Origin of the sequence: Edaphosphingomonas fennica, from assembly GCF_003034225.1 — a bacterium.
GTDB lineage: Bacteria > Pseudomonadota > Alphaproteobacteria > Sphingomonadales > Sphingomonadaceae > Sphingomonas_E > Sphingomonas_E fennica.
This window is the reverse complement of the sequence record NZ_PHHF01000049.1, coordinates 1-25343: the sequence shown is the minus strand read 5'-3', so window position 1 is coordinate 25343 and position 25343 is coordinate 1. Positions and strand designations below refer to the sequence as shown.

Annotated in this window: 33 protein-coding genes; 29 read left to right on the top strand and 4 right to left on the bottom strand. The window is 65.6% G+C overall.

The window, feature by feature from the left end:
• Window positions 1–260: 260 nt before the first annotated feature.
• From CV103_RS12025 to CV103_RS22870, 29 genes are all read left to right on the top strand, one after another.
• Window positions 261–1823 carry a terminase large subunit gene (locus CV103_RS12025; protein ID WP_245896800.1) on the top strand — a complete coding sequence of 521 codons (1563 nt, stop codon included), beginning with the start codon at window positions 261–263 and terminating at the stop codon, window positions 1821–1823.
• Complete coding sequence (locus CV103_RS12020) at window positions 1820–3085, top strand: phage portal protein (RefSeq protein ID WP_107395065.1); 1266 nt, start codon at window positions 1820–1822, stop codon at window positions 3083–3085. Before CV103_RS12025 ends, CV103_RS12020 begins: the two co-directional genes overlap by 4 nt.
• On the top strand, window positions 3042–3638 hold the full coding sequence (locus CV103_RS12015) for an HK97 family phage prohead protease (RefSeq protein ID WP_107395064.1): 597 nt from the start codon (window positions 3042–3044) through the stop codon (window positions 3636–3638). The genes CV103_RS12020 and CV103_RS12015 overlap by 44 nt, the downstream gene beginning before the upstream one ends.
• An 89-nt stretch (window positions 3639–3727) precedes the next feature.
• On the top strand, window positions 3728–5017 hold the full coding sequence (locus CV103_RS12010; RefSeq protein WP_107395063.1) for a phage major capsid protein: 1290 nt from the start codon (window positions 3728–3730) through the stop codon (window positions 5015–5017).
• Between the two features lie 66 nt (window positions 5018–5083).
• Window positions 5084–5275 carry a hypothetical protein gene (locus tag CV103_RS12005; RefSeq protein ID WP_146163423.1) on the top strand — a complete coding sequence of 64 codons (192 nt, stop codon included), beginning with the start codon at window positions 5084–5086 and terminating at the stop codon, window positions 5273–5275.
• Window positions 5276–5281: 6 nt separating this feature from the next.
• Window positions 5282–5974 (top strand): spike base protein, RCAP_Rcc01079 family, encoded by a 693-nt coding sequence (locus tag CV103_RS12000; RefSeq protein ID WP_146163422.1) that lies wholly within the window; start codon window positions 5282–5284, stop codon window positions 5972–5974.
• Window positions 5975–5977: 3 nt separating this feature from the next.
• Window positions 5978–6574 (top strand): head-tail connector protein, encoded by a 597-nt coding sequence (locus tag CV103_RS11995; protein WP_107395060.1) that lies wholly within the window; start codon window positions 5978–5980, stop codon window positions 6572–6574.
• Window positions 6571–6903 (top strand): phage head closure protein, encoded by a 333-nt coding sequence (locus CV103_RS11990; RefSeq protein ID WP_107395059.1) that lies wholly within the window; start codon window positions 6571–6573, stop codon window positions 6901–6903. Before CV103_RS11995 ends, CV103_RS11990 begins: the two co-directional genes overlap by 4 nt.
• Entirely contained in the window at window positions 6903–7382 is a 480-nt protein-coding gene (locus CV103_RS11985; protein ID WP_107395058.1) for a hypothetical protein, read from the top strand. The genes CV103_RS11990 and CV103_RS11985 overlap by 1 nt, the downstream gene beginning before the upstream one ends.
• Complete coding sequence (locus CV103_RS11980) at window positions 7379–7780, top strand: DUF3168 domain-containing protein (RefSeq protein WP_015457782.1); 402 nt, start codon at window positions 7379–7381, stop codon at window positions 7778–7780. Before CV103_RS11985 ends, CV103_RS11980 begins: the two co-directional genes overlap by 4 nt.
• A 38-nt stretch (window positions 7781–7818) precedes the next feature.
• Window positions 7819–8250, top strand: a complete 432-nt coding sequence (locus CV103_RS11975; protein WP_107395057.1) for a hypothetical protein — start codon at window positions 7819–7821, stop codon at window positions 8248–8250.
• Window positions 8250–8648: a GTA-gp10 family protein gene (locus CV103_RS11970; RefSeq protein WP_107395056.1), complete on the top strand. Its 399-nt coding sequence runs from the start codon at window positions 8250–8252 to the stop codon at window positions 8646–8648. The genes CV103_RS11975 and CV103_RS11970 overlap by 1 nt, the downstream gene beginning before the upstream one ends.
• A gap of 160 nt (window positions 8649–8808) precedes the next feature.
• Window positions 8809–9297 carry a hypothetical protein gene (locus tag CV103_RS22160; RefSeq protein WP_146163421.1) on the top strand — a complete coding sequence of 163 codons (489 nt, stop codon included), beginning with the start codon at window positions 8809–8811 and terminating at the stop codon, window positions 9295–9297.
• A gap of 279 nt (window positions 9298–9576) precedes the next feature.
• Window positions 9577–9903 (top strand): hypothetical protein, encoded by a 327-nt coding sequence (locus CV103_RS11955; protein WP_107395053.1) that lies wholly within the window; start codon window positions 9577–9579, stop codon window positions 9901–9903.
• Window positions 9900–10202, top strand: coding sequence for a hypothetical protein (locus CV103_RS11950; protein ID WP_107395052.1), 303 nt, complete (start codon window positions 9900–9902; stop codon window positions 10200–10202). The genes CV103_RS11955 and CV103_RS11950 overlap by 4 nt, the downstream gene beginning before the upstream one ends.
• Window positions 10199–10912 carry a phage antirepressor KilAC domain-containing protein gene (locus CV103_RS11945; protein ID WP_107395051.1) on the top strand — a complete coding sequence of 238 codons (714 nt, stop codon included), beginning with the start codon at window positions 10199–10201 and terminating at the stop codon, window positions 10910–10912. The genes CV103_RS11950 and CV103_RS11945 overlap by 4 nt, the downstream gene beginning before the upstream one ends.
• Window positions 10913–11128: 216 nt before the next feature.
• Window positions 11129–13114 (top strand): tape measure protein, encoded by a 1986-nt coding sequence (locus CV103_RS11940; RefSeq protein WP_170112619.1) that lies wholly within the window; start codon window positions 11129–11131, stop codon window positions 13112–13114.
• A 12-nt stretch (window positions 13115–13126) separates the two neighbouring features.
• The gene (locus tag CV103_RS11935; RefSeq protein ID WP_107395049.1) at window positions 13127–13726 is read left to right on the top strand and encodes a hypothetical protein; all 600 of its coding nucleotides are present in this window, start codon (window positions 13127–13129) and stop codon (window positions 13724–13726) included.
• Window positions 13723–14352 (top strand): hypothetical protein, encoded by a 630-nt coding sequence (locus CV103_RS11930; RefSeq protein ID WP_107395048.1) that lies wholly within the window; start codon window positions 13723–13725, stop codon window positions 14350–14352. The genes CV103_RS11935 and CV103_RS11930 overlap by 4 nt, the downstream gene beginning before the upstream one ends.
• 8 nt (window positions 14353–14360) lie before the next feature.
• Window positions 14361–14777 carry a DUF6950 family protein gene (locus CV103_RS11925; RefSeq protein ID WP_245896799.1) on the top strand — a complete coding sequence of 139 codons (417 nt, stop codon included), beginning with the start codon at window positions 14361–14363 and terminating at the stop codon, window positions 14775–14777.
• Window positions 14777–18418, top strand: coding sequence for a phage tail protein (locus tag CV103_RS11920; protein WP_107395046.1), 3642 nt, complete (start codon window positions 14777–14779; stop codon window positions 18416–18418). Before CV103_RS11925 ends, CV103_RS11920 begins: the two co-directional genes overlap by 1 nt.
• Before the next feature lie 7 nt (window positions 18419–18425).
• Window positions 18426–18818: a hypothetical protein gene (locus CV103_RS11915; RefSeq protein WP_107395045.1), complete on the top strand. Its 393-nt coding sequence runs from the start codon at window positions 18426–18428 to the stop codon at window positions 18816–18818.
• An 18-nt stretch (window positions 18819–18836) separates the two neighbouring features.
• On the top strand, window positions 18837–19037 hold the full coding sequence (locus tag CV103_RS11910) for a hypothetical protein (protein ID WP_015457792.1): 201 nt from the start codon (window positions 18837–18839) through the stop codon (window positions 19035–19037).
• Window positions 19034–19237, top strand: coding sequence for a hypothetical protein (locus CV103_RS11905; RefSeq protein ID WP_015457793.1), 204 nt, complete (start codon window positions 19034–19036; stop codon window positions 19235–19237). The genes CV103_RS11910 and CV103_RS11905 overlap by 4 nt, the downstream gene beginning before the upstream one ends.
• Window positions 19238–19252: 15 nt before the next feature.
• Entirely contained in the window at window positions 19253–19927 is a 675-nt protein-coding gene (locus CV103_RS11900; protein ID WP_107395044.1) for a glycoside hydrolase family 19 protein, read from the top strand.
• A complete protein-coding gene (locus CV103_RS11895; RefSeq protein ID WP_107395043.1) occupies window positions 19924–20271 on the top strand; it encodes a hypothetical protein in 348 nt (115 codons plus the stop codon). The genes CV103_RS11900 and CV103_RS11895 overlap by 4 nt, the downstream gene beginning before the upstream one ends.
• Window positions 20268–20795: a hypothetical protein gene (locus CV103_RS11890; protein WP_107395042.1), complete on the top strand. Its 528-nt coding sequence runs from the start codon at window positions 20268–20270 to the stop codon at window positions 20793–20795. The genes CV103_RS11895 and CV103_RS11890 overlap by 4 nt, the downstream gene beginning before the upstream one ends.
• A complete protein-coding gene (locus CV103_RS11885) occupies window positions 20792–21139 on the top strand; it encodes a winged helix-turn-helix domain-containing protein (protein WP_107395041.1) in 348 nt (115 codons plus the stop codon). Before CV103_RS11890 ends, CV103_RS11885 begins: the two co-directional genes overlap by 4 nt.
• A 2-nt stretch (window positions 21140–21141) precedes the next feature.
• Window positions 21142–22833 (top strand): hypothetical protein, encoded by a 1692-nt coding sequence (locus CV103_RS22870; protein ID WP_245896797.1) that lies wholly within the window; start codon window positions 21142–21144, stop codon window positions 22831–22833.
• A 229-nt stretch (window positions 22834–23062) separates the two neighbouring features.
• Here the strand turns inward: CV103_RS22870 and CV103_RS11875 are convergent, their stop codons facing one another.
• The 4 genes from CV103_RS11875 to CV103_RS11865 form a co-directional block, all read right to left on the bottom strand.
• Entirely contained in the window at window positions 23063–23482 is a 420-nt protein-coding gene (locus CV103_RS11875) for a hypothetical protein (protein ID WP_146163420.1), read from the bottom strand.
• A gap of 105 nt (window positions 23483–23587) precedes the next feature.
• Window positions 23588–23866: an addiction module antidote protein gene (locus CV103_RS11870; protein ID WP_107395039.1), complete on the bottom strand. Its 279-nt coding sequence runs from the start codon at window positions 23864–23866 to the stop codon at window positions 23588–23590.
• 329 nt (window positions 23867–24195) lie between these two features.
• Window positions 24196–24537, bottom strand: a complete 342-nt coding sequence (locus CV103_RS22155) for a hypothetical protein (protein WP_146163419.1) — start codon at window positions 24535–24537, stop codon at window positions 24196–24198.
• A gap of 332 nt (window positions 24538–24869) precedes the next feature.
• Window positions 24870–25247 carry a hypothetical protein gene (locus CV103_RS11865; protein WP_107395038.1) on the bottom strand — a complete coding sequence of 126 codons (378 nt, stop codon included), beginning with the start codon at window positions 25245–25247 and terminating at the stop codon, window positions 24870–24872.
• Window positions 25248–25343 lie beyond the last annotated feature (96 nt).

The window sequence follows — 25343 nt, the reverse complement described above, 5'->3', positions numbered from 1 at the left end:
CGGATAGCGGGCACGCCCGGAACTACGCATCGATCGCGCTGGAATATGCGAGGGCGGCGGCGGCGGACACGGATCAGGTTCGCCACTGCAAATGGGTTCGGCTGGCGGCGCAACGGCATCTGGACGATCTGGAGCGCGCGAAGTCTAACGTGTGGGGCTATCGCTTCGACCCTTGGCACGCGAACGACATATGCGATTTCATCGAGAACCTGCCCCATATCGAGGGAAATTGGTGCAAGTGCCCGCGCGGCGATGACGGCATGCATCTTGATCGGTGCGGCAAGATCGACCTTGAGCCGCCGCAGATATTCATCCTCACCACCGTATTCGGGTGGCGCCGCAAGGATAACGGACTTCGTCGATTCACGGTGGTTTACGAGGAGGTTGCGCGCAAGAACGCCAAGTCGACGAAGACGGCGGGCGTATCGCTCTATTGCCTCTGCTGCGAGAACGAGACCGGACCGCAGGTTTTGACGGCGGCCACGACGTTCGATCAGGCGAAGAAGGTTTTTCATCCGGCCAAGCGGATGGTCGAGAAGACGCCGGAGTTGCAGGAGGCATTCGGCGTCACGGCCTGGGCGAAGTCGATCACGTGCGGCGACAACGGCGGATATATGCAGCCGCTGCACGCCAAGTCGAAGACGCAGGACGGGCATAACCCGCATCTCGTCACCATGGACGAGCTGCACGCCCATGCTGATCGCGGCCTTTATGACGTGATGCGCTCGGCCTTTGGTGCCAGGAAACAACCGCTTCTCTGGCAGATCACGACGGCCGGCTCGAATGTCCATGGCGTTTGCTACGAGCAGCGGACAATGGCGACGAAGGTGCTGGAGCGCTCGGTCATCGCCGAGCACATATTCGGTATCATCTTCACGCTGGACGGTCCCAAGGATTTCACGCCGGAGCGGAAGGTCGGCGACGATCCGTATGACGAGCGGAACTGGATCAAGGCGAACCCGCTGCTCGGATCGGCGGTCCAGCTGGACGAGTTGCGGCAATATGCCATCGAGGCGAAGAACAGCCCTTCGGCCGAGGGCGAGTTCTTCACCAAGCGCCTCAACAAGTGGATCGGCGCCGCGAGCGCCTGGCTCAATGTCAGCCAGTGGATTGCCTGTTCCGATCCGTCGCTGAAGCTGTCCGATTTTCGCGGGCTTGATTGCTATATCGGCGCCGACCTGGCCGATAAGGACGACATTACGGCGGTCGCTCTTGCGGCGCTCCACCCCGACGGCCGGCTGTTGCTCAAGACATGGTTCTTCCTGCCGGAAGCCGCGCTGGCGCGCGACGATCCTGCGTCCAAGCAGATCGTCGAGCTTTATCGCCAGTGGAAGGATGGCCGATGGCTTTGGACGACGCCGGGCAATTTCGTCGATCACAACAGGGTCGAGCGCCTGATCCGGCGGCTCCAGAAAGTGCTGAGCGTGAAGCGGATCACGTTCGATCAGTTCGCCGCTGCTCAGGCGATGGCGAGCCGGTTGAACGAGGACCTTGGCGACGGCGACGGTGAACTGGCAGCGATCCTGTCGAAGAACGCGGCCAACGTGACGGACCCGGCCAAGGATCTGGAAGCCAGGGTAAAAGGCGGGCCGCATCTGCTGCGCCATGATGGAAATCCGGTGATGACGTGGATGGCCGGCAACGCCGTGGTGGACCGGCGGGTCAACAACACGATCCTGCCAAAGAAGGAAACGCCAATGTCGCAGAACAAGATCGACGGCATCGACGCTGCCATCAACGCCATGGCGCCGATGCAGCTTCCGCCACCGGCTCCCGTCGTGTCCCCATGGGACGATCCCGATTTCTCGCTGGTGGCGGCATGAAGCTGTTCGGCTGGGAGATCGGCCGCGCGGAGACGCGCTCGGCCTCGATCGAGAACCCGCAGGTCAAGGCCGACGCCGAGGGTATTATCCGCTATTTCGGCGGGGGCGATGCGCTCGATATCGGTCCGGTGAGCGTCGAGCAGGCGATGCAGGTGCCCGCCGTCTTCGCGGCCGTCAACTTCCTCACCCGCACGCTCGCCGCGCTGCCGCTGCATGCATGGCGGAAGGTCGGCGACCAGCCCGAGCGCATAAAGGGCGGTATCGAGACGCTGGTCCACGAAGCGCCGAACACGGAATGGACCAGCTTCGGCCTTCGCCAGTATTTCTGGAATCAGGTGTTCACGCGCGGGCGCGGGCTGCTCTGGATCGAGCGCGGGCTGAACGGCCAGCCCGTCGCCCTGCGGCCGATCAACGTGACGCGGACCGCCGTCGAGATGGTCGGCACGGGGCGCGTCTATTCGCTGGATGGCCGCCGCTATGCCAGCAGCGAGGTCATCGACCTGCCGTTCGCGCTGAAGGACGATCAGGTTGGCGTCGTCGGGCCGATCGCCCGGTGCGCCGGCGCGATCCGGCTGGCGCTCAACATGCAGGTCTATGGCAGCAAGTTCTTTGCCGGCGGCGGCGTCCCGCCGCTGGCGCTGACCGGGCCGTTGCCGACCGGCGCGGAAGCCCAGCGCCGGGCCATGGCCGACGTTCAGCGCGCGATCGATACCGCGCGCGAGACCGACAAGCCGGTATTTCCTATCCCGCCGGGCTACGACCTGAAGCCCGTCGCGGTCGATCCCGACAAGGGGCAGATGACGGAGGCGCGCCGCTTCCAGCTGGAAGAGATCGCGCGGGTCTTCCAGCTGCCGCCGGTCTTCCTGCAGGATTTGTCGAAAGGCACGTTCAGCAACACCGAGCAGCAGGACCTGTTCTTCGTCAAGCATCTGATCGGCCAGTGGGCCGAGGCGCTCGAACAGGAAATGAACCTGAAGCTGTTCGGGCAGATGAACGGCCGCCGCTATGTCGAGCATAATCTCGACGGGCTTCAGCGCGGCGACTTCAAGAGCCGGATCGAGGGCCTCGCGCGCGCGATCAACACGGCACAGCTGACGCCGGACGAAGCCCGTGAACTGGAAGGCCGCCCGTCCAAGCCGCACGGCGACAAGCTCTACCTTCAGGGCGCCACGGTCCCGCTCGGATCGCAGCCATTGAAGCCCGCTACTGGAGAACCCAATGACGATGGAGACCGAAACCCGGACGCTGAGCCGCAGTCCTGAGCTTCGCGCGACCGGCACGGGCCGGATGCTGACGGGCTATGCTGCGGTGTTCAATTCGCCTGCCGATATCGGCGGCGCGTGGATCGAGACGATCGAGCGCGGCGCGTTCACCCGCGCTCTCGAAGGCGATATCGTCGCGATCATCGGACATGACCGTAACCGTGTCATCGGCCGCACCGGCGCCGGCACGCTTCGGCTGAGCGAGGATGGCAAGGGGCTGCGTTTCGAGATTGACCTGCCTGACACCACCGATGGCCGCGACGTCGCCGTATCGGTCGAGCGCGGCGATATAGGCGGCATGTCCTTCGGTTTCTCTGTGACCCGGCAGCAATGGGACAGGACCACCGAGCCGCCACAGCGGACGATTCAGCAGGTCGAGCTTTACGAGATCACGGTGACCGCGTTCCCGGCCTACCCTGACACCAGCGTCGGCCTCCGCTCGCTGGACGATGCACGGAAGGAAGCGGCCATCGCGGCGCGGGAGGCGAAGCGCTCCCATATCGATCGCCGGCTTCGGATGCGCGCCCAGCTGGATATTCGCTCGCGCGCCTGAGTTTCTCCGTCCCTCGCGGGACGCGCCTGTATCGCCCTTCGGAAAGGCATGCAGCCCGGTGAGGCCGGGTCATTCCCAAGGATCAGAAAATGAGCAAGCTCAAGGAGCTGCGCGAAAAGCGCGCGCGGCTGATCACCGAGGCGCGTTCGCGCCTGGACGGAATCACCGCCAACACCGACGAAAGCCGTGCCGCCGAGCTGGAAGCCCAGCACGATGCGGCCATGGCCGAGATCGACAAGATCGAGAAGCAGATCGAGCGCGAGGAGCGCATGGCCGAGCTAGAGGCCAACGCCCAGCGCCAGAACGAGGAGGAGCGCGAGCGTCGTCGCCCGACCGAGCCGAACAACCGGCAGCCGGCCGGGGACAATGGCGAGGGCGAGCCGGAATATCGCCACGTCTTCGCCAAGATCATGTGCGGCGTCGAGCTGGCCGACCTGTCCACCGAGGAACGCGCCGTGCTGCGGCAGGGCGTCACCAAGTTCAAGGACGGCGAGCAGCGCGCGCAGGTGACCGGCACGAACACGGCGGGCGGCTATACCGTCCCGACCGAACTGGCGGCCGAGATCATCAAGAGCATGAAGCTGTGGGGTCCGATGTATGACGAAGCGATCTGCCGCGTCGTCAACCACTCCAGCGGCCATCCCTGGGCGATCCCGACAGTCGACGACACGGCGAGCACCGCCGGTGCGCATACCGAGGGCACGGCGCTGACCGACGACGGCGGCAAGGACGTCACCTTCGGCCAGAAGGTGCTGGGCGCGTATGCGTTCGACACCGAGTTCGTGCGGTGGAGCTGGGAACTGGACATGGATTCCATCTTTTCGATGGAAGCCCTGCTCGGCGAACTGCTCGGCGAACGCCTCGGCCGCATCGCCAACACCCAGCTTACCTCCGGCAACGGCACGACGGCGCCGAACGGTATCGTCACCGCGTCGACGCTGGGCAAGACGGCCGCCGCTGCCGCCGCAATCACCTCGGACGAGGTGCTGGATCTGTTCCACTCGGTAGACCCGGCCTATCGCACCTCGCCGAAGGCGCGATGGATGTTCAACGACGCCACGCTGCTCGTCCTGCGCAAGCTGAAGGACGGTGACGGCAACTATCTGTGGCAGATGGGGGACATCAAGACCGGCGCGCCCGACACGCTCTGGTCGAAGCCCTACTCCATCAACCAGGCGATGGACTCGGTTGCGGCGTCGAAGAAGCCGATCGTCTTCGGTGACTTCGGCAAGTATTTCGTCCGCAAGGTCGGTTCGCCGATCATCGGCGTGCTGCGCGAGCGCTTCTGGCCGGACATGGGCATCGCCGGCCTGATCCGCCTCGACGGCGAGCTGGGCGACACCGCCGCCATCAAGCATCTCGCCACGCCTGCCAGCTAAGGCTGGTCAGCGACAGGGACCGGGGCGGGCCAACAACCCGCCCCGTCTTCGCTCATGAAAATCAAGATGCTCACGTCGATCTCGGGGCAGGACTTCGCGCTGTCGCCGGATGACGAAACAGATCGCTTCACGACCAGCGAGGCAACCCGCCTCATTGACGCCGGCTATGCCGTCCCGGTTGCCGACAAGGCGACCGAAAAAGCGGTGAAGACGGCGGCCCCCGAAAAGCGCGCGGCCAAGCCCGCGACCAAGGAGTAACCGATCGTGGCCGACAATCTCACGACGCCGGTGGCAGACGGTTCCGTCCTCGGGACCAAGGATATCGGCGGCGTCCACCTCCCCAAGAATGTGATCGTCGATCAGGCCGGCGCCGATGCGATCGGCCTTGTCGCGTCCGATCCGGCGGCGAACAGCGTCCTCGGCCGCCTGAAGGCCATCTTCGATCGGTTGGGCGATGCGCTCTCTGTCACCATAGCGTCGCTGCCGCTGCCGACGGGTGCGGCCACCTCGGCCAAGCAGGACGATATCCTGACGGCGCTTGCCGGTCCCTTCCCGGTGACAGGCGATTTCTACCCCGAGACGCAGCCGGTTTCCGGGACGGTCGGCATCTCCGGTTCGGTGCCGGTGACCGGCACGTTCTGGCAGGCCACCCAGCCGGTGAGCGCCGCCAGCCTGCCCCTGCCCGCCGGGGCGGCGACGGCCACGAAGCAGGACGCGGCCACAGCCGCGATCGAAGCGCTCGCGCCACAGGGGCCGGCCTTTGCGATCACGCCTCATGCCAGCGATCCGCTGGAGCGCGAGATAGGTGCTATCTCCATCGTCACCGGCGGGGACATCACCTATCGCTATCCCGGCGAGGGTGGCGACCGCACGATCACGCTGCCCGCTGGCTTCTTCCCGCTGCGCGCGAGCCATATCCGCGACAGCAGCACCGCGAGCGGTCTGACGGGCTTCTGAGCGATGCTCGCGCACCTGATCGTCACCGGCATCGTGCCGGCGGGCGGCGACGCTCCGCCGGCAGATGACGGCGAGCCGGTTTCGCTGGTCGAGGCCCGGCGGCAGTGCCGCTTCCTCGACAACGACACGACGCATGACGCGACGCTGGATCATCTGCGCAAGGCCGCGCGGTCCTACGTCGAGGCATATACCGGGCTGTCGCTGATCGAGCGTACCGCTCAGCTGCGCTTCACGCGCTGGGCGGACATCGCCCGGCTGCCGGTCGCCCCGGTTTCGGCGGCGACGATCCAGTATATCGGGGCGGATAACATCACCGCCACGCTCGATCCCGTCGATTATGACCTGTTCGTTGACGGCTACGAATCGGGCGTCGACCTTCTCGCACCGGCACCATCCCTCGGCCGGGGGCGCGCACCGATCACGGTGCAGGTATCCACCGGCTTCACGCCGTCGTCGGTCCCCCTTCACGTCAAGCAGGCGATCCTGCTGCTGATTGCGTGGTGGTTCGACAATCCCACCGCGATCGTTACCGGGCCTGCGCTCGGAGAACCGCCCCACGCGGTGGCGGCGCTGCTCTGCAACGACAGGCTGTTCGCATGAACCTGGCAGGCCGCCTGCGCCATTGCATCAGCATCTGGCGCCTTGTCGATATCGACGACGGCAAGGGCGCCTATGTGCGTCAGTGGACGCAGGTCGCCGAGGTGCTCGCCGAGGTGATCGGCCAGGGCGGGCGCGAGGCGCTGATCGATCGGTCGATGCAAGGGATCGGCCAGTATCGCGTCACCATCCGCTGGCGCGACGATATCCGCACCAACGACCAGGTGCGCTATCGCGGGCGGAACCTCAACATCCGGTCGATTGAGCCGGACGCGACCGATCGGGTGTGGCTGTCCATGATGTGCGACACCGACGCGGAGGCCATCGGCTGATGGCCGGCGGCAAATCCGGCGTGGACTGGGCATCGGCCCGGCGGATGCGCGGCATGATCAAGCGGCTGACGCCCGAGGCGCGGGCCGAAATGATCGTGGAGATGAATCTGGTCGGCGACGACGAGCTGGCCCGCATGCGGCGCGACGTGTCACGCCGGTCGGGCTTCCTCGCCTCTGGCCTGTCGAAGAAGGTCTACCCGAAATCGCTCCGTCTGCGGGTCGGGTTCATCGGCAAGAAGGTGAACCGGGATCGCTGGTATCGCTGGATCATCGAGCGTGGGCGGAAGGCGAAGACGGTTGAGGTGAACCGGCGCCGTGGCCGGACGGCGCCGGCCAGCTATCCGCTCAGGGTCAAGGCCATGCGCGCCCGGCCCTATGTATTTTCGGGCGGCGGAGCGGCGCGGATAGCGCGTAGCCTGCGACTGCAGGATTTCTGGGGCAAGGTGCTTACGCGGGTCGGCGCAGGAGGGGCACTGTGAGCGTGGATCTGATGATCCCGGTGCAGGACGCGCTGTTCGCGGCGCTGGCCAATGGCGTGACAGGCGGGAAGGCGAGCGTCCGGCAGCACGTGCCCGACGATTTCCGAGGCGATCTCGTCGTTCTCGGCCGGATGGACGCGGCGGAGGATACGGCCAAGGGCTGCCAGGCCGAAATTCACACCATCGAGATCGCGGCCTTCTTCCATGGCCCGGCGCGGCGCGGGGTGCTGGAGATCATGGCGGCGATCCGGGCGGACCTGGACGGCCAGGCGCCGCCGGCCATCGGCGCCTATATCAGCGAATGCCGCTGGCTCAATTCCACAGCCGATCTCGACGATGACGGCGAGACCTATATCGGCCTGATGAACTTCGAAATTTCGGTCGAACCGGAAGAATAGCCGCCGGCGCGCGGCCCATCCAGCAAGGAGATAGTGCAATGCCCGTTTTACGCGGCAAGGACGTGCGCGTGTTGATCGGTGACGGCGCCACGCCCGCGGAAGCCTTCGATCCGATCGGCGGCGAGGTGACCCTGCAGTGGGGTGACAGCTCGGCGGAATTCGACACGTCCAGCAAGGATGACGGCGAATTCAATCTGGTGAGCTATGCCGGGCGATCGATCCGGTTCACGATGAACGGCAAGGTCAAGCTGCCCGACGAGGGTTATGAGCGCCTGATCGCGGTCCGCAATTCCTCTCCGCCCGAAGCGACGCTCCAGATCAAGCGCGGTACGGTCGTCCTGTATCAGGGGCTGTGCGGCTGGGGATCGAACGATACCGATTTCACGAATAATCAGGCGGGCACGTGGAGCGCCATCGCGGCCCCGGCGGCGGTGCCGACGATCAACAACCTCGCGGCGGTGGCGCCCTGATGGTGGCGAACGCGGAGCGGGGCGAGATCGATATCGTCCTGGGGAAGAAGCGCCGGGTGCTGCGCCCCAGCTACGAGGCGGTCATGACGATCGAGACCCTGACGGGCCGATCGTTGCGCGAACTGGCGCAGATGGCCAATGCGATGACGATGCCGATCGCCACGATGGCCGTGGTGGTGGCGGAGCTGATCCGCGCCGGCGCCGCCGACGACGATATCGGCGGGAAGCAGGGCGAGCCCGAGGTCTGGGGAAAACTAATCTACGAAGCGGGCATGCCGGCGATCGCGGCCCGGCTGACGGTGGTTCTGACCGCCGCCCTGACGGGAGGTGCTACGATATCGGGGGAGCTGAAGCCGGTAGCGACGACGAAGGGGATCGCCACCGCTACCGGCGATTGATGGGCCTCGCGCTCGCCGCCTTCGGGTGGAGCGCCGATCAGTTCTGGCGCTCCACCCACCATGAGTTTGTCGCGATGTGCGAGGCCCGGCGGGAGATGAACAAGCCTGAGCATGGACAATAGGCCCGTTCCATGGATAGTGCGATCGAACGGAGGGGGCCATGGAACTACGGAAATTAATGGTGTTCGTCGCCGTCGCAACGTGCGGTTGCGACCGCATTCCAGGGACGGATGCTGCGTTGGAACGTCGGTCGCGCGCGATGCTAACTGATGCTCTGTTTGATGCTGACTCGGCGAAGTTCCAAAAGATGAAAACCGTGAGCCTTAAAGATAAGGACAGGACCTCGCATCTCATATGTGGAGAGGTCAATGCAAAGAATAAGCTCGGCGCATACGCGGGGTTCACAAGGTTTATTGTCAGCCAAAATGAAGCTGGTTGGATGGTAGATCCTCGTTTCGCTGCATCCGATGCGGAGATGCAAGAAGCGATGAGCCTATGCTCAAGAGCTCAAGCTCGGAACGACGATCCACGCTTTACCTCGACGGCTTGCGAGCGCAGCGAACAGCTTATTGAGCAAAGCGCTCAACAGGCAGGTTTCAACGCTGTTTGGGACAGCAGCTGCGCGGATGCGGATGCAGCAAAGGATTAATCTGCGCCAAGGCCCTTTTCGACGAGGCGACGGATAGCCTCAGGGCGTGAGACATAAGGCGGGCCGTTAGCGGCGATCCAGGCGTCAATTTTACTTAGTTCGCCAGCCGTGACGCGCACCATAACCGGGGACGTGTCCGACCGTGGGCGGCCCCTTGCTGATTTTTTAATATCTTCGCTTGACGTTTCCATAACGCCGAGATATCAAAAAATCAGACCGAGGGGAAGCGGCAACTTCCACCTCGGCCCTAACCGCAACCGATCTCGGAAGGATCAGGTCATGGCTACTGCCGCACTTAACACGAATGTCGTCCGCCTGCCCACCGCCGCGTCGCGCAAGGTCAAGAACCCCATTGGGCTTGGCCTGATCGCTGCTGCCGAAGGTCTGCCTAAGCACCCGGCGACATGGGAAGACCATGGCGGGAACAAGGCTTGGCAGGATGCGCGCTTCGACCGTTCGCCGGAAATGCTCATCATCACCGCTATCTTCAAGCTGCTGCCCGACGCCGCGAAGGAAGAAATCCGCAAAAAGGTCGGAACGCTGGCCGATCTGAACTTCTCGCCCCATGCGCCGACCGCGCTGCACATCCTGGAGTGCGCGAAGTGAGCGGGTGGGTCCAACATAGCGGCAACGGCTGCCCGCTTCCGCAGGGCACGCTGATCGATGTCCGTCACTTTAACGGCGACGTAACGCGCGGAGTTCGCGTCGGCGGCTTCACCGTTGATCTCGACGGCTCCCTTATCTCGCGGTCCCGTGGCCGCTGGAGCGGGTGGGATTATTCGGACGGCGGCCCAATGGCCCCAAAGTTCAAGGCATATCGCGTCTGCGTCGATGGCGCGGCCCACGAGCGCAACGCGGCAATGTTCCGGTCGTGGCTCAACGTCCGTCAGGAGGAACTGGCATGAACGACTTGATTCACACCGGCGGCGTCCAGACCATGAGCAGCCGCGAGATTGCCGACCTGTGCGAGGCGCGGCACAACGATGTTGTCGCAACCATCGTCCGCTTGTTCGATCAGGGGGTTTTACGAGAAAGTCGTAAAACTACCCGGACGATCGCCCCGGAGGGCGGCGGCAGGCCGACACAGGTTTATGACCTGACGAAGCGGGACACCCTTGTTGTCGTATCCGGCTACAGTGCCGAACTTCGCGCCAAGATCATCGACCGCTGGCAGGAACTGGAAGCCCGCGAGCGCCCTGATCCGATGGTGGCACTCAACGATCCGGCCACCATGCGCGGGCTGTTGCTATCCTACAGCGAGAAGGTGCTAGAACTGGAACAGGCCAACGCCGAACTGACGCCAAAGGCCGAAGCCCTCGACCGGATCGCGACGGCGGACGGGTCACTCAACATCACGGCGGCGGCGAAGGCGTTGCAGGTGCGGCCCAAAGACCTGTTCGCCTACTTGCAGGCCCATGGGTGGATTTACCGCCGCAACGGCGGGACCGGTTATCTGGGCTACCAGTCCAAAGTCACGACCGGCCTGCTGGAACACAAGGTGGCGACTGTGCTGCGCGGCGACGGGTCGGAGAAGATCGTGGAGCAGGTGCTGGTCACAGCGAAGGGGCTGACCAAGCTGGCAGCGTTGCTCCGTCCATCCGCGCAAGCCGCATAGGTTGCGCCCTGACAGACAAAAGAGGCGGGCTCCCTTGACCTTTTGGTCATGCCTGCGACCCGCCCTTTTGTTGCCCTCCGGACAGCCATAAATTCTATCCGTCGATCCGACGATTCTAGCGAATACACTGCGGAATAACCTTGTTCTAACGCGAACCAACAGCCCGCCTTTTGGCGGGCTTTTCTTTTAGGATGGGCGATGGCTGCAAGATCGGACGTGCGGCAGCTGCTGTTGCAGGTGGATGCCAATGTGGAACTGGCGCGCCGCGCGCTCGATTCCCTCGACAATGACGTCGGCAGGAACAGCGCCTCGATCGATCGCAGTCTTGGCCGGATCGACGCATCGATCGGCCGGGTGGTCGGTGCGCTTGCGGGCTTTGCCACGATCCAGGGGCTTTCCAGCCTCGGCAAGCAGTTCCTCGACATCGCCGACCAGTCCAAGCAGATGGAGGCACAGCTCCGCCTTGCAACGGCGTCGTTCGGCAGCTTCGGCCAGGCCCAACAGGATGTAGGCCGGATCGCGAACGCGACACGGAACGGCCTGACCGAAACCTCGACGCTTTACGGCAATTTCGTTCGCGCCTCCGCCGCAATGGGGAAAACGCAGGACGAGGCGGCGCGGGCCACCGAGACGTTCTCGAAGGCCCTGAAGATCGGCGGAGCGGGCGCGGCCGAAGCGGCGAGCGCGACGCTGCAGTTCGGGCAGGCGCTGGCAAGCGGGGTGCTGCGGGGCGATGAGTTCAATTCGATCGCGGAAGCCTCCCCGCGCATCCTGAAGCTGCTGGCGGATAGCCTTGGGGTCTCGACCGGCGCGCTGCGGCAAATGGCGGCCGAGGGCAAGCTGACCGCCGATGTCTTGTTTAAGGCGCTGACAGACAGGAAGTTCACCGCCGGCATCGACGCCGAATTCCAGCAGCTTCCGAAGACGTTCAGTGAGGCTATGACGCTGGTGGACAACGCGGCGATCACGACCTTCGGCGCGTTCGACCGGGGTGGCCAGTTTTCTACCGCCATCGCCAATTTTGTCACAGGCGGCTCGGATGGGTTCAGATCACTTTCCTCAAGCGCGGAGGAATTGGGCCGTGATATCCGAGGCACGATTGCCGGGCTAGAGAATGTCTGGGACGGCTTCGCCGATGCTGGCGTCGCCGCCATGCAGATGATCAAGCGGGAATATGCGCCACTTATACGGATAATTGAAGGCTATCTTGATCGCGCAAAGTTCGCGAACGAGGTCGCTGGATATTTTAACCTCCCGGGCGCCGTTGGCCGGCTGATCCTCAACAATCCCTATATCAAGGACACCTTCTACGAAGGGAAAAATACCTATATCGACGACAGTCGTCGACAATCCGTGCTGGATGACATCTGGGCGGAAGGAGTCCCGCGCGCGGCGGCGATCGCTCGGCCCAGCGCCCCGGCTGCCGCCGCCGGACGATCATTGCGACGTTCAGGCGCAACGCGCCGCCCAACCGATGCCGATCTGTCGCCCCGCGATCTCATCCTGCGCGAGATCGCAAAGGAAGGCAGGCCGGATGCTTTGTGGTGGCCTGAGGGCAATTTCCTCGAAGGTCTGGACGGCCTGTTCGATATCGACCGGACGTTGGGCAGCATCGGTGACCATGCGAGCCGCATCGCCGATTATGAGGGGGCGATCGGAAAGCTGGTATCCGCCGAGGACCAGCAGCGGTTGCTGGAGTTCGAGGCCGACTTCGGCCGCGACCTCACCCGCAGCCTCGCGGACGCGGTGGTCTATGGCGACAATCTGGGCGACGTGCTGGAGAATACATTCAAGCGTGCCGCCGCCGCCCTCCTGGAATCGGGCCTGCTGGAGCTGCTGTCGCCCGGCAGCGCCGGCGGCGGCACCTGGCGGGGTTTCATCGGCAAGGCCGGCACGATCTTCAGCGGCCTCGGCTTCGCCGACGGCGGTTCGCCGCCAGTGGGCAAGGCCAGCCTGGTGGGCGAGCGCGGGCCGGAGCTGTTCGTCCCCAGGGTGCCGGGCGTGGTCGTGCCCAATCACATGCTGGGCGACTGGGGGAGCACCGTGCAGGTCCGGCAGAGTTTCAGCGTCAATGCCCAGGGAGCCGTGCTGGCGGCAGACCTGATGAGCGAGATGCGATCTATCGGCGTTCGCGCGGCAGCCGGCGGCGCGGCACTTGCCCAGCAGCAGATCGGCCGGCGGAGCCGCCAGGCACTGCGCTAACGGGGGACCTGAATGTCGATCATGCTTCCCACCGCGCCCGGCATTCGGGGCGCGGTGCCCTCGCTGCTGGATTTCGGCGGCGTACTTACCCCGCCGCTCGGCGGCGCCGCGCAGAAACTCAATCGGATCGGCGACCGGCACAAGATCCTTGTCCGCCTGCCCCCGATGCGCTCCGAACCCAGGGGGCGGGTCTATGCAGCCCGGCTGCGACATGCGCAGCGGGAAGGCGCCATCCTCCGCTTCCCGCAGGATGGCCTGATCATCGGCGATCCGGGCGCGCCGGTGGTCGACGGCGCAGGTCAGGCCGGCATGGTGCTGAACCTGCGCGGCTTCACGCCCGGCTATGTGGTCCGCGAAGGCCAGTTCTTTTCGATCATCCACGGGGGGCGGCGCTATCTCTATGCGTCGCGCGCCGATCTGGCGGCGGGCGAAGACGGCCGGATGGCACTGCCGATCCTGCCGATGCTCCGCGTCTCACCCGTTAACGGCGCGGTCTGCGAATTCGCGGCGCCGATGATCGAAGGCTTTCTCGACGGCGGCCAGGTCGATTGGGAGCTGCTGCGCGAACCCTTCATTCGGATCCCCGATTTCAGCATCACCGAGGCAGAATGAGCCAGTTCACCCCAGCAGTCGACGCGGCGCTGGCGGCGCCGGTCGCCACGATCTTCAGCGCGCTCCAGATCGAACTACCCGGCTATACGCTGCGCCTGCTGAGCGGGCCGGCGGCGCTGAAAGGCTCGCCATGGTCGAGCTTCGTCGGACGCGATCCGACCTTCGGCACCTGGGCGGCCGTCAACGATATTCGCGACGGCGGCGGCGACGAGGCCCCCCGCATTTCGATCACGCTGTTTCCCGCCAGCGATGCCGCCGCCGCCACGCTTGCCGCGCCGAACATGCAGGGCAGCAAGGTTTCGATCTGGCTGGGCGTAGTCAATCCGCTGACCGGGGAGCCGATCCCGGATCCGGCCCTGATCTTTCTGGGATCGCTCGACGTGCCGCGACTCGTCTCCGGCTCCGGATCGCGGCAGCTGGAATATGAGGTGGCGTCCGTCTTCGAATGGATGTTCGACGAGGAGGAGGGCCGCCGGCTGGCGGACACGTTCCACCAGTCCATCTGGCCGGGCGAGCTTGGATTCGCCTTCGTTACCGGGGTGGTCGATCAGGTCTATTGGGGCCGGCAGGCTCCGGTGACCAACATCTCTTTGCCGCCTTCGATCGCAGCGTTTTTCGGCCGATGAGCGCGGTGATGATCCGCCGCCGCGATGCGGCGCAGGCCACGCTGGATCATTTCAGCGGACGGCCTTTCGCCTGGGGCAGCAGCGATTGCGCGCGACTCATCGCATGGCACCTGCGCAGGCTGGGCTACAAGCCCGGTCTTTCGCGCGGCGGGCCATATAAGTCCGCCCTGGGGGCGCATCGGGCGCTGGCCCGCGCGGGCTTCGCGTCGCTCGATCAATGGCTGGAATGGATGGGGCTGGCCCCGATCCCGCCGGCGGCCGCCATCGTTGGCGATATCGTGAAGGGCACGGGGGATGATGTGTTCGGGGCGCTGGGGGTGTGCCTCGGCAACGGCCGCCTGCTCGGCTATTCGGAAGAAGCGGAGGGCGCGGTGGTGATGCAGGCCATCGATCTTGCCGCCGCCTGGCGCGCGGAGCCGCGCTGATGGCGAAGTTTCTGAAGATCGCCGCAACCGTCGTCGGCGTCGCATCGATCGCGATCGTGACGGCCGGCGCCGGCATCGCGCTGACGAGCGGCCTCGCGCTTTCAACCGGCATCGAGGCCGCATCGCTGGTGTCCCTGTCCACGCTGGCGGCGATCGGCGCGGGGCTGGGTGTCGCCGCCAGCCTGCTTGGGAAAGCGCCAAGCGGCGTGGGCGGAGCCCAGACCTCGTGGCAGTCCGATCCCAATGCCGGCATCCCTTACGTGATGGGGCGGACGGGGACGTCCGGGAACATCATCTATCACCGCGCCTATGGCGGCGATAACAAGATCAAGTCGATCGTCACCGTGCTGTCCGGCGGCGGGCCGATCGATGCGATCGAGGGTCTTTACCTCGACGACGTGCTGCAATCGGTCAATGGCTCCGGCGGACTGACCGGCAGGCTATCCGGCCTGATGTGGCACCGCGCGCAGCTGGGCGCGACGCCATCGACAGCCCTCACCTCGCCCGAGGGCGCGATGGCCGGCTGGACGAGCGCCCACCGCCTTTCCGGCTACGCGGCATCCGTCCTCACCCTGAAATTTGACGGAAAGGGTGACAAGCAGCTTACCAGCGAGCCCAAGGCGCGGTGGGTGGTGCGCGGCGTCAAGGTCTACGATCCTCGCCTCGACAGCACCTATCCGGGCGGTTCCGGCCCTTGTCGCCCGCTCCAGGAAGCAACCTACGTATATTCGGAAAATCCGTGGCTCCATGCGCTGACGTGGCTGCTGGGACGGTGGCAGAACGGCAAGCGGGTGATCGGCATCGGGGCGCCGATCGACATGATCGACATGGCGGCCTTCGTCGAGGCGGCGTCCATCGCCGATGCGAACGGATGGAAGCTGGGCGGGTCGGTCACATCGCGGCCCGACACGCGCTGGAACGCGCTGAAGGCGATGTGCCAGGCGGGCGGCGGCTGGCCGATCTCGCTGGGGGCGAAGGTGAGCTGCGTAATCAACACGCCGCGCGTCGCCCTCACCACCGTCACTTCCGCCGATCTGGTTGACGATGTGAGCGTGACCGCCACCCAAAGCCGGCGGGATCGGATCAACGGCATCGTGCCGCGATACCGCTCAGAGGCGCATGGCTGGGATATCGTGCCGGGCGCCGCGATCCGCGTGCCGGCGCATGTGACCTTCGACGGCGACGAGAGGACCCGCGAGGTCGAATATTCGCTGGTCCAGAACGTCAACCAGGCGGCGCAGCTCGCGCGCTACGACATCGAGAACAGTCGCGAGTTCGGCCCGATCGAACTGCCGCTGAAACTGCGGTTCTGGGGCTACAAGCCAGGCGACGTGGTGCGGCTGAACGTGCCCGAGGCCGGCCTCGTCAACCAGGACGTGCTCCTGCTCGACCGCAATCTAAGCCTCCAGAACGGATCGGTGACGCTGACCGCCCGGTCGGAGACCGCCGGCAAGCACCCCTTTGCCCTCGGTCAAACCGGCACGCCGCCCCCCACCGCCGCCGTCTCCGGCCCGGCTCTGGTGCCGACCCCGACCACCGCCGAATGGGCGATCTCCGCGACGACGATCACGGCGACCGGCGACGCGGCGCCCGCTCTGGTGGTGACCGGCGCCAGCGCGACCGAGGGAATCGATTCGATCCTGTTCGAGTATCGCCGATATACGGGATCACAGGGCGACGGCGACGACTGGATCGCCGCGGGCACGGTCGATCCGGCCACCCAGCGCATAACGATCACGTCGGTGACGGCGGCGACGCAATATCAGGTCTCGATCCGCTATCGGCTGCGGGACGAATGGGGCGCCCGCCTGATCCTTGGTCCATCGACGACGGGCGCGCGTCCCGGCGCGTCGAACACGGCGATCGTTTACATCTACCGCCGATCGGCGACCGCGCCGGCGCTGCCCACGGCAGATGCGACCTACACCTTCGCGACGGCGACGCTGACCGGCCTCAACAATGGCTGGTCGACGACGATCCCGGCGCCATCGGGCGGGCAGCCGCTTTACGTGGCCGTCGCCAGCGCGGTGAATTCGACCGCGACGGACACGATCGCGCCCGGCGAATGGACAACGCCGGAAATACTCGCGCAGGACGGCACGAGCGGGGCGGCGGGCATCAATTCGGCGACCGTCTATCTCTACCAGCGCAACAATACGGGCACCGCCCCTCCGCTGCCGACGACGAACCTGACCTATACATTCGCCACAGCCGTGCTGAGCGGCGCGCTGAACGGATGGTCGCAAACGGTGCCGGCGGATAGCGGCGGTAGCTTCCTGCACGTCACCACCGCCACGGCCGCATCTGCTGCTGCTACCGACAATATCCTTTCCACCGAATGGGCCGCAGTGCGGACCATGGCGAAGGACGGGAGCGATGGTGCGGACGCCATCAACAATGTTAACCGGGTTCGGAACAGCCAGTTCGAGCGGGACGAGGCTGGCTTCGGGATCAGTGTTGCGGGCCTTACGGCGACCGTCAGTCCCTTCACGATCGAGGGGGGGATCAAGCAATACCGGGCGAGTTACACCGCCACGGCGGCCGGCCAACGGCTCAATATGTATGAGCATCCGGCCTATGCGGTGGCGGTTAAGCCAGGCGAGCGCCTGGCCGTCCAGTGCAATATCCGCGCGAACGGCCCCATCGACCGAACGGAGCTGCAGATCTGGTATCGCGACGCGGCCGATGCGAATTTTGGCCAAGAGACCCTGCAAACTCTGACGGGCCAGCGCGGCTATAATACGTTGATGCAGGGCTTTGCCGTTGTGCCGGCCGGGGCGGTGCGAGCCTTCATTCACGTCAGCAGCTACACCAACGCCGCAGGGACCGGGATCAACGCGATCGCGCAGCCGATGATATCGTCGGCGACCGCCTCTCAGACGCTGTTTCCGCCCTTCACGGCCGGCCCGGTCGACGGGGAGGATGGGAGCCCAGGGGCGCCGGGCACGGACGGCGTGACGATATCCGCGAGCCCGCCCTCGATCATCGTCCAGGCCGATCGCGACGGCGGCGTCTATAGCGGCCAGTTCCCGGCCACGGCCCAGATCACGGTGCTGGACGGGAACGCAAACGTCACCGAAAGCTGCACCTTCAGCAGCTCTACCGGCGGGGGCGCGACCGGCAGCGTCAGCAATGCCGCCGGCACGAAGGGGCTGGTGACGGCCACGTCGCTGCCGAGCCCCAACATCGCCGGCTATATCATGGTGACCGTGACCTACGGCGCCAAGACTCTGACCCTGAGGATGAACGTGTCGAAGGTGCGCGACGGCACGAACCCATCGGCCGCCTATCCGGCGGTGCCGGTCGGGCTGACGACGACGGCCTATCCGAACCCTATCCCGCTCGACGGCGGGCAGACGCTGACCGTCTGGGCCGTGCTCGACGGGATCAACCCGACCGGCGGCGGCACAATGTCCGGATCGCTGCAATATAGCCTGGACGGAGGCAGCAGCTGGAACGCGATGGGCGGCACCTCATCCGGTTCGGCGCCCTTCGCCGTGGGTGAGCCGGCCTCGGTCCATCTCAACGGGACCTATACGGCACCGTCCGGTGGCGCGACCGTGACGGTGCGCTTCATCGGATCGAAGGTGGGTGCCGGCAATATCACCATATCGTCCCGTTCCTACATGCAGCCCAAGTGAGGCCTCGATGCCCTGGATCGTAATCGATGCGGAGACGAAGGCGCTCGTCTCCGGCCCGCATGCCGACGCGCCCGAGGTGGACGAGGGGCGCGAATCGTGGCCCGCGCCGCCTGAGTTTCCGGCGCTGATGTTCTGGGACCCCGTGGCGCTGGCCTTCCGCGACATCGTGCCGCTGACGGGCCGCATCCTATCCCCGCTCGCCTACCAGCGGCGGTTCACCCAGGCCGAGCGGATAGCGATCCGCGGATCAGCGGATCCTGCGGTGATCGACTGGCACGCGCTGGCGATGATCGCGACCGAGATCGACCTGACCGACCCGGATGTCGTCGCCGGGACCAACTACCTCGAAGCCATTGGGCTGATCGGCGCGGGCCGCGCGGCCGAAATCCTCACGATCTGAGCGAAAGGACCGGAATAGGTGCCACCCGAATTGATCACCGCATTCGGCCAATTCGGGCCGCTCGGGCTCATGATCTGGTATCTCGTCTGGCGGGAGCGGACGGGCGCGGAGAAGCGCGACCAGATCGAGCGCGAGCGGATCGAATCCGATAAGGCGCTAGCTTCCGCCCTGACCGCCCTGACCGTCACCATCAACAATATGGATCGGAGGGCGCCGTGACGCCCCCGGCGCGGCTGGCGGCGATCCGCGCCGTGCGCACGGCCGCCCATGACCTCGCCGCCGCCTGCGCCCTGCTGCTGGCAGGCCAGCGCTGCGGCTGCCGCGCGGACGATCTGATCCGCTCATCCTTCCCGGTCGATCCGGCGACGCCGCCGGACATGATCGAGACCCTGGCGCGGATCGACAAGGCCGCGTCCTAACCCAAGGAAATCGCAATGATCGACTGGAAACGCACCCAGCAGCGGCTGGGCGTGGCCGCCGACGGCGTGCCCGGCCCCATCACCATGACGGCGCTGCTGGCCTTCGTCGCCAGTCGGCCCGCGGATGACGCGATCCGCGCCATGGGCGCGGTGCTCGCCAAGCAGGCGTCGGGCTATGGCATGACGACGCCCGAGCGGCTGGCCGAATTCGTCGCGCAGATCTGCAACGAGACGGGCGGGTTCCGGCGGTTCGTCGAGAACCTCAACTATTCGGCGGAGGCGATCCAGCGGACCTGGCCGAGCCGGTTTCCGACGATCGCCAGCGCTGAGCCCTATGCACGCAACCCGGAGAAGCTCGCCAACCGGGTCTATGACCGGGCAGCCGAGGGCAACACACAGCCGGGCGACGGCTGGCGCTATCGCGGGCGCGGCGGGCTGCAGCTGACCTTCCGGGGCAATTATCGCCGGTTCGGCCAGGCACTCGGCCTGCCGCTGGAGGATGCGCCGGATCTCGCGGCCAACCCGGCAACGTCGGTGCTGATCGCGCTCCATTTCTGGCGGCTGGGCAAGGTCAACGACGCGATCGACCGTCACGATTATCGGCAGGCCCGGAAGATCACCAATGGCGGCTATATCGGCCTGGAGGAGGTCGCCCGCCTGCGTGTCCGGGCGCTGGGGGTGCTGGCATGAGGCGCCATCGCCTGGCGGCCGGCCTGTTCGCGCTGGCGGCGCTCGTCGGCTGCCAGCCACCGACCGCCAAGGACGGCTATCGCTTCGAGCGGGCCGAATGGTCGAACAGCCAGCTGCGGGTGACGCTGGTGCTGCATCCGTCGATCGAGGACCTGGACCGTGAGGGCCGCCGCGCGGGCGCGATCGTCCAGAGGGACGAAGGCATTGCCGCGTGGAGCCTGATCGACGCGCACGGCAACTGCACGATCCACATCGTCGATCCGACCCGCCTCTACCTCCCCGAGTTCATCGGCCACGAGCTGGCGCATTGCGCCTTCGGCCGCTTCCATGGAGCCCGGTCATGATCACGCTTCCCAGCACCCTGCGCGCCGCTCTCCCGATCGGAGCCGCCCTGCTGCTGATCGGCGCCTATGCCTATGGCCGATCGGACGGCCGCCGGCTGGCGGAGGGGCCTGCCATCGCCTCGATCGAGCGCGTCAAGGCGGCCGCCCTCGCCACGGCCGACGCGGTGCGGACCAAGACGGCCGCCGCCCACGCCGCCGATCTCGCGCGCGCCCGCGCCGCCGAACAGCGCGCCGCCGTCATCAACCAGGAGATATCGAATGATTATCAGGCTCGCCTCGCCGACGCTCGCGCTCGCTATGACCGCCTGCTCGCAGACGCCGCCGGCCGCCCCGCTGCCAGTGGTGGCGCAGGAGCGGGTCTGCCCGGCCTTCCCGGTGCCGCCGGCAGACCTGATGCAGCGGCCGCGCAAGATAGATTTCCTGCCGCAGATGCCCTGACGGCGACCGAGCAGGCTCTCCAGCTGGACGCGCTGATCCGGTGGGTGGAGGCGCAGAGCGCCGCCGCGAAGGCGGATGGCCGATGATGGCCGCGCCGGCGTCGCCGGCATGTTGCCCGAACTGCGGGCACAGCTTCCGGGGAGAGGGGCCGATATCCAGCGCGGGCCTGATCCTCGATCCGCTCCGCCGCGAGGCGATCTGGCTGGGGCAACCGGCCCGCATCTGCCCGCGCGAATTTGATGTGCTGGAGATCATCGTCCGCGCCGGTGGCCAGCCTGTCAGCCGCGACAGCATCATGGCGCGGCTGGATAGCGATGGGTGCGCCCCGACCGCGCAGGTCCACGTCTGCCGGCTCCGCCAGAAGCTGCGGGGCATCCCGATCTCGACGATTTTCGGCTCCGGCTATGCCTGGCGCCCCACGGAAGGATAACCATGCTGATCAGCCCGAATAGCCTCGCGATCACCGCCTGCGCGCTGCGGAACCGGCCGGCGGTGGTGGCGCCTCCCGCCGGCATCGACGCCGCCGCCGTGCTTGCCGAGGCGACCTTCCACCTCGACCCGGCCACCCTGATCGGGACGGTCGCCTATGATGCGGAGATCACCGGCGCGATCGTCGATGGCAAGGGCGGCGCTGCCTGCCCGGCGGGCAAGACATCCGCCAGCGCCTATCCCGTCCTGCGGCAGGATACGTTTGGCACCGGGCACCCGGGCATCGAGATGAACGGCAATAACTGGATCAACCTCCAGCGCGCGCCCGGACTCATCAACGCGCTCAGCGAATATGGCACGGGATCGGCCAACGCGGGCCGGGGCTATACGATCATCTATGAGGCGGATGTCGGCGCCACGGCGACCGGCAATTTCCGCACAGCCTTCAGCGACGACGCGAATAATAGCGGCCGCGCGATGCGCACCGGCGTCGGGACCTTCGGCCTTGGCGACCAGGGGGCGAGCTATCCGCGCCGCCCGAAGGCCGGCTATCAGCTCGCCATGCTTGGGGCGCAGCGCCTCGCCTCGGGCGGCGCCTGGGGAACGCAGGCGCGGGACAATGTGTTCTCGCCCGCCCCGGCGGCTGGGCTGCCGGTCCATGCGAGCAACAATTATCTCTATGGGCGCGGCGTGACGGCCGAAAGCAGTTCTTCGGGCTTCATCGGTCGCCTCGGGCGCCTGTGGGTCATCCCTCGCCGGATCACGTCTGCCGAGTGGGTGGCCATCCAGAAATATCTGCGGGCGCAGAAGGGCGCGGCCCTCCCCTGGGCCGAGGCGCCCGTCCATCTGATGTATGGGGACAGCAACGGCGCCAACGGCGCGCTCGGCAATTTCTGGCACGTCGTCATGGACGCGGTGGCCGTCTCGGACGAAAATCGCATGTGGCAGGCGCAGAGCGGCCTGTCGGCGGCGGACTGCACCACGCTGATCCCGGCGGACGTCGTGGGCCTCGAACGCGAGCTGGGCGTCCCGCTGCTGGTGACCTATCAGCTATATGGCAACGCGACGAGCGGGGCGACGGCCGTCACCATCATCAGCGGCATCCATTCGGCCGGCGTGACGGGCATCTACGTCGCCACCCCTGCCGATTATTCGGATTCGCTCACCGGCAACACCGAGGCCGCGCGCAATGCCTGGATCGCGGCGGTCGACGGGACCGGCATGGTCGACCTGCGCTCCCCGGAGAATCTCGATATCCGGTTCGGGCTGGACGGCACCCAGGGCAGCACCGTCTATTTTTCCGACGAGCGACATCTATCGGTGACGAATCCCGGCGGACAGCGCGCGCGAGGCGAAGCGGATGCGCCCTATTACAAGCGGTTTCTGCATCAGGTGCTCGGCACCGCCGATGTCGCCGCGCCATCGTTCCCGACGCCGCCGAGCATCACCGGCACAGCCCAGGTGGGTCAGGTGCTCACCCTAAACCTGGGCGCGGCCCTTGATGCAGGGCTGGTCACCCAGGTCGAATGGCTGCGGGATGGCGCGGCCGGGCCTGTCGCGACCCTGCCGGAACTCTGGAAATACACTCCGGTCGCAGCCGACGTCGGCAAGGCGATCACCGCCCGGGTGACGCGGCAAGGGCCGGCCGGCACGGTGGCGGCCACATCAGCGCCCACGGCTGTGGTGGTCGCGTAAATCGATGCTGCCGAAAATACGCTCCGACAAAGCTGGACGACAACCAAACTTCTGATATTGTCGTCGCGCCGCCTTGGTCCGCGATCTCTGAACCGTGCAGCCGGGGCGGCACTGTCCGCCTTTAATCGGGGTGGTTCGCAGGCCCTCCGGGGCAGGCTGAAAAGGAGCATGTCTCCGACAAGTTAGGTCTTGCGCTAAGGCGCTTGGGGGCCGCCCATCGGGCGGCCCCTCACCCTTCCAGCGTCCAGCGAGCGATGATATCCCGACGGAACGTCTTATTCGTCACGGCTGCCGGGTAGGCCTCGCAGACGATCGCATGGCGTTCGTGATCCTTGGCGGCGAAATAGCGCGCGCGGAACGGGGCGTCGCGTTCCGTCAAGGCGGCCCGATCCGCACGTTCTTCATCGCGTCGGATCTGGCCGGCCTTTTCCGCAGCCGCGATGATATCGGCAGCGGAGCCGAACGCGTCGACTGCATCGGTCCATCCGCTGTGATGATCCGAAATGCGCAGCCGCTTCGCGAGGCCGCTGACTGTGAGGTAGCTAGAATGTCCGCCGTCCCGATTGGTCGAGTGGGCGATCTCAACATCGCGGCCAAGGGCGCGAAACTCGCTCGCCAGCGCTTCAGCCTGATCGCGGATGGTGGTCATCGTCTGTCCCTGGCTCGTTTCCATGCGTCACTTTTAGGTGACGGGCGGGCGACTGTCAACATAAAAGTGACGGCGAGAGATGCTCGCGATGCCGGGGCGAATGGATCACGCGGCCTCGCGCGGCTCCGCCCGCAGGCTCAGATGGAGGGCCTTCATCACCTTCATCAGGGTATCGAGCTTCGGGTTTCCGTCCATGCTGAGCGCCCGGTAGAGGGCCTGGCGCTTCATGCCCGTCGCCTGTTCAAGCTTGGTCATCCCGTGGGCGCGGGCAACGATGCCGAGCGCATGGGCGACATAGCGGGGGTCGCCGGTAGCGAAGGCATCCGCCAGCAGTTCGGCCTGATCCTCGGGATCGGTGAGATGTTCGGCCGCGTTCGTTTCCATGCGTCACTTTTAGGTGACGGGCGGGCGACTGTCAACATAAAAGTGACGGCCAATCGACCTCATCGCGGCGGCGTCATGACGCGCTGGCGACGCCGATGTGCGGGAACGGCTGGGTCATCCGGCCAGCAGGGGTAGATTTTAGATGCATGGTATAATCCATGGTATCGAGGGCACTTCCCCATGGAAATAACACGAAAAAACAACGCCATGAGTATCTTGATATGGCGGGCTCTGTCTCCGCCAACACCCTAGCCAAATCAATAACTTAGCTGGGGTTTCGGCCGTTCTACCACATCAGCTACCACATGGAGCGGGCGTCTACGGGCGTCTCATTCCGCGCGGGCAATGATCGCGATAACGGCTGTTGTTGAGGCTGTGGCCTCGACGCAAAGTGCCGCTAATGGGGGTGTCGCCGTTCGCCGATGCTGAAGATTTAGCGCCAGTGCTAGCGACGCACGCGCGTGGGCTCGCACTTCCTTGAAGCTTTCGCCGGGGAATGCGTGTCCGATGTAGCCTTCAAGCATCCGGTTAGCGTCGGTGGCGCTCGGCTTCACGCCGTCCAACGATTCGTGAATGCTGGGATCATAGACGGCCTGCGCCAGCGATATGATGACTTCGCGGCAAAGCAGTCCGATCGCTTGGCAGTCTTCTTCGGCCGAAGCCGTGTCCAACTGCGTGCGAGCCTTCGACAATGTGCGATCGACACGCTCCCACCCTGTCGCCTCTCGCGGTTCGGATGGGAGCGATGAGCGAGCCGCGATAGCGTCGATCGCCGGGCCGAATAGCTGGCGAACGTAGAAGCGGCGATCCTTGTATTGCGGAAGGTTCGCGCTCCAATGGTGATACCATGCCCACAGATCGGAGTGCGGGTTCTCCCATGGTGTTCGCGTGGCTCGTTATGCGCGGTGATACCATGCCCACAGATCGGAGTGCGGGTTCTCGTATGTGACGGCTTCGGGCAGGCTGCGGCGAATGCGCGCTTCCCGCGCTCGGTAGTAGTCGTCTACGTCCTGAATCGCGGCCCGCCCGTAGAGACGGAAACCATCATCGCCCGGTGGATGAGAAGTTCGGATAGCAAGGCGACTGCGCCATTCGCCTGCGAGCCATCCGCCGTTACGACGCAAATATCTTCATGCTGCTTGGCAGTTTGCTGCCCGCTCGCGACGGCTTCGGCAATCCGCTTACGATCCTGCGGCGGCAAGGATGTTAAGGCTTCGGCAATAGGGATCGGCGCGCGAACAACGACGGCTTCTTCCGTTATGTCGCCGACCCAATCAAACGCGACTTCGACTTCTTCAACGGACGCTCGGCAATGCCGCAACAGCATCGATAGATCGAAGCGTTGCAGGCTTTCGAGGAACGTGCAGGCACTATCAGACATGGCGGTCTACGATATTAGGGTCGGGACCCATAAACAGGATTCCCTTGGCGTCGGGAATGTGATTCATATGTGGACGCCCCCTTGGCAAGGGCATTG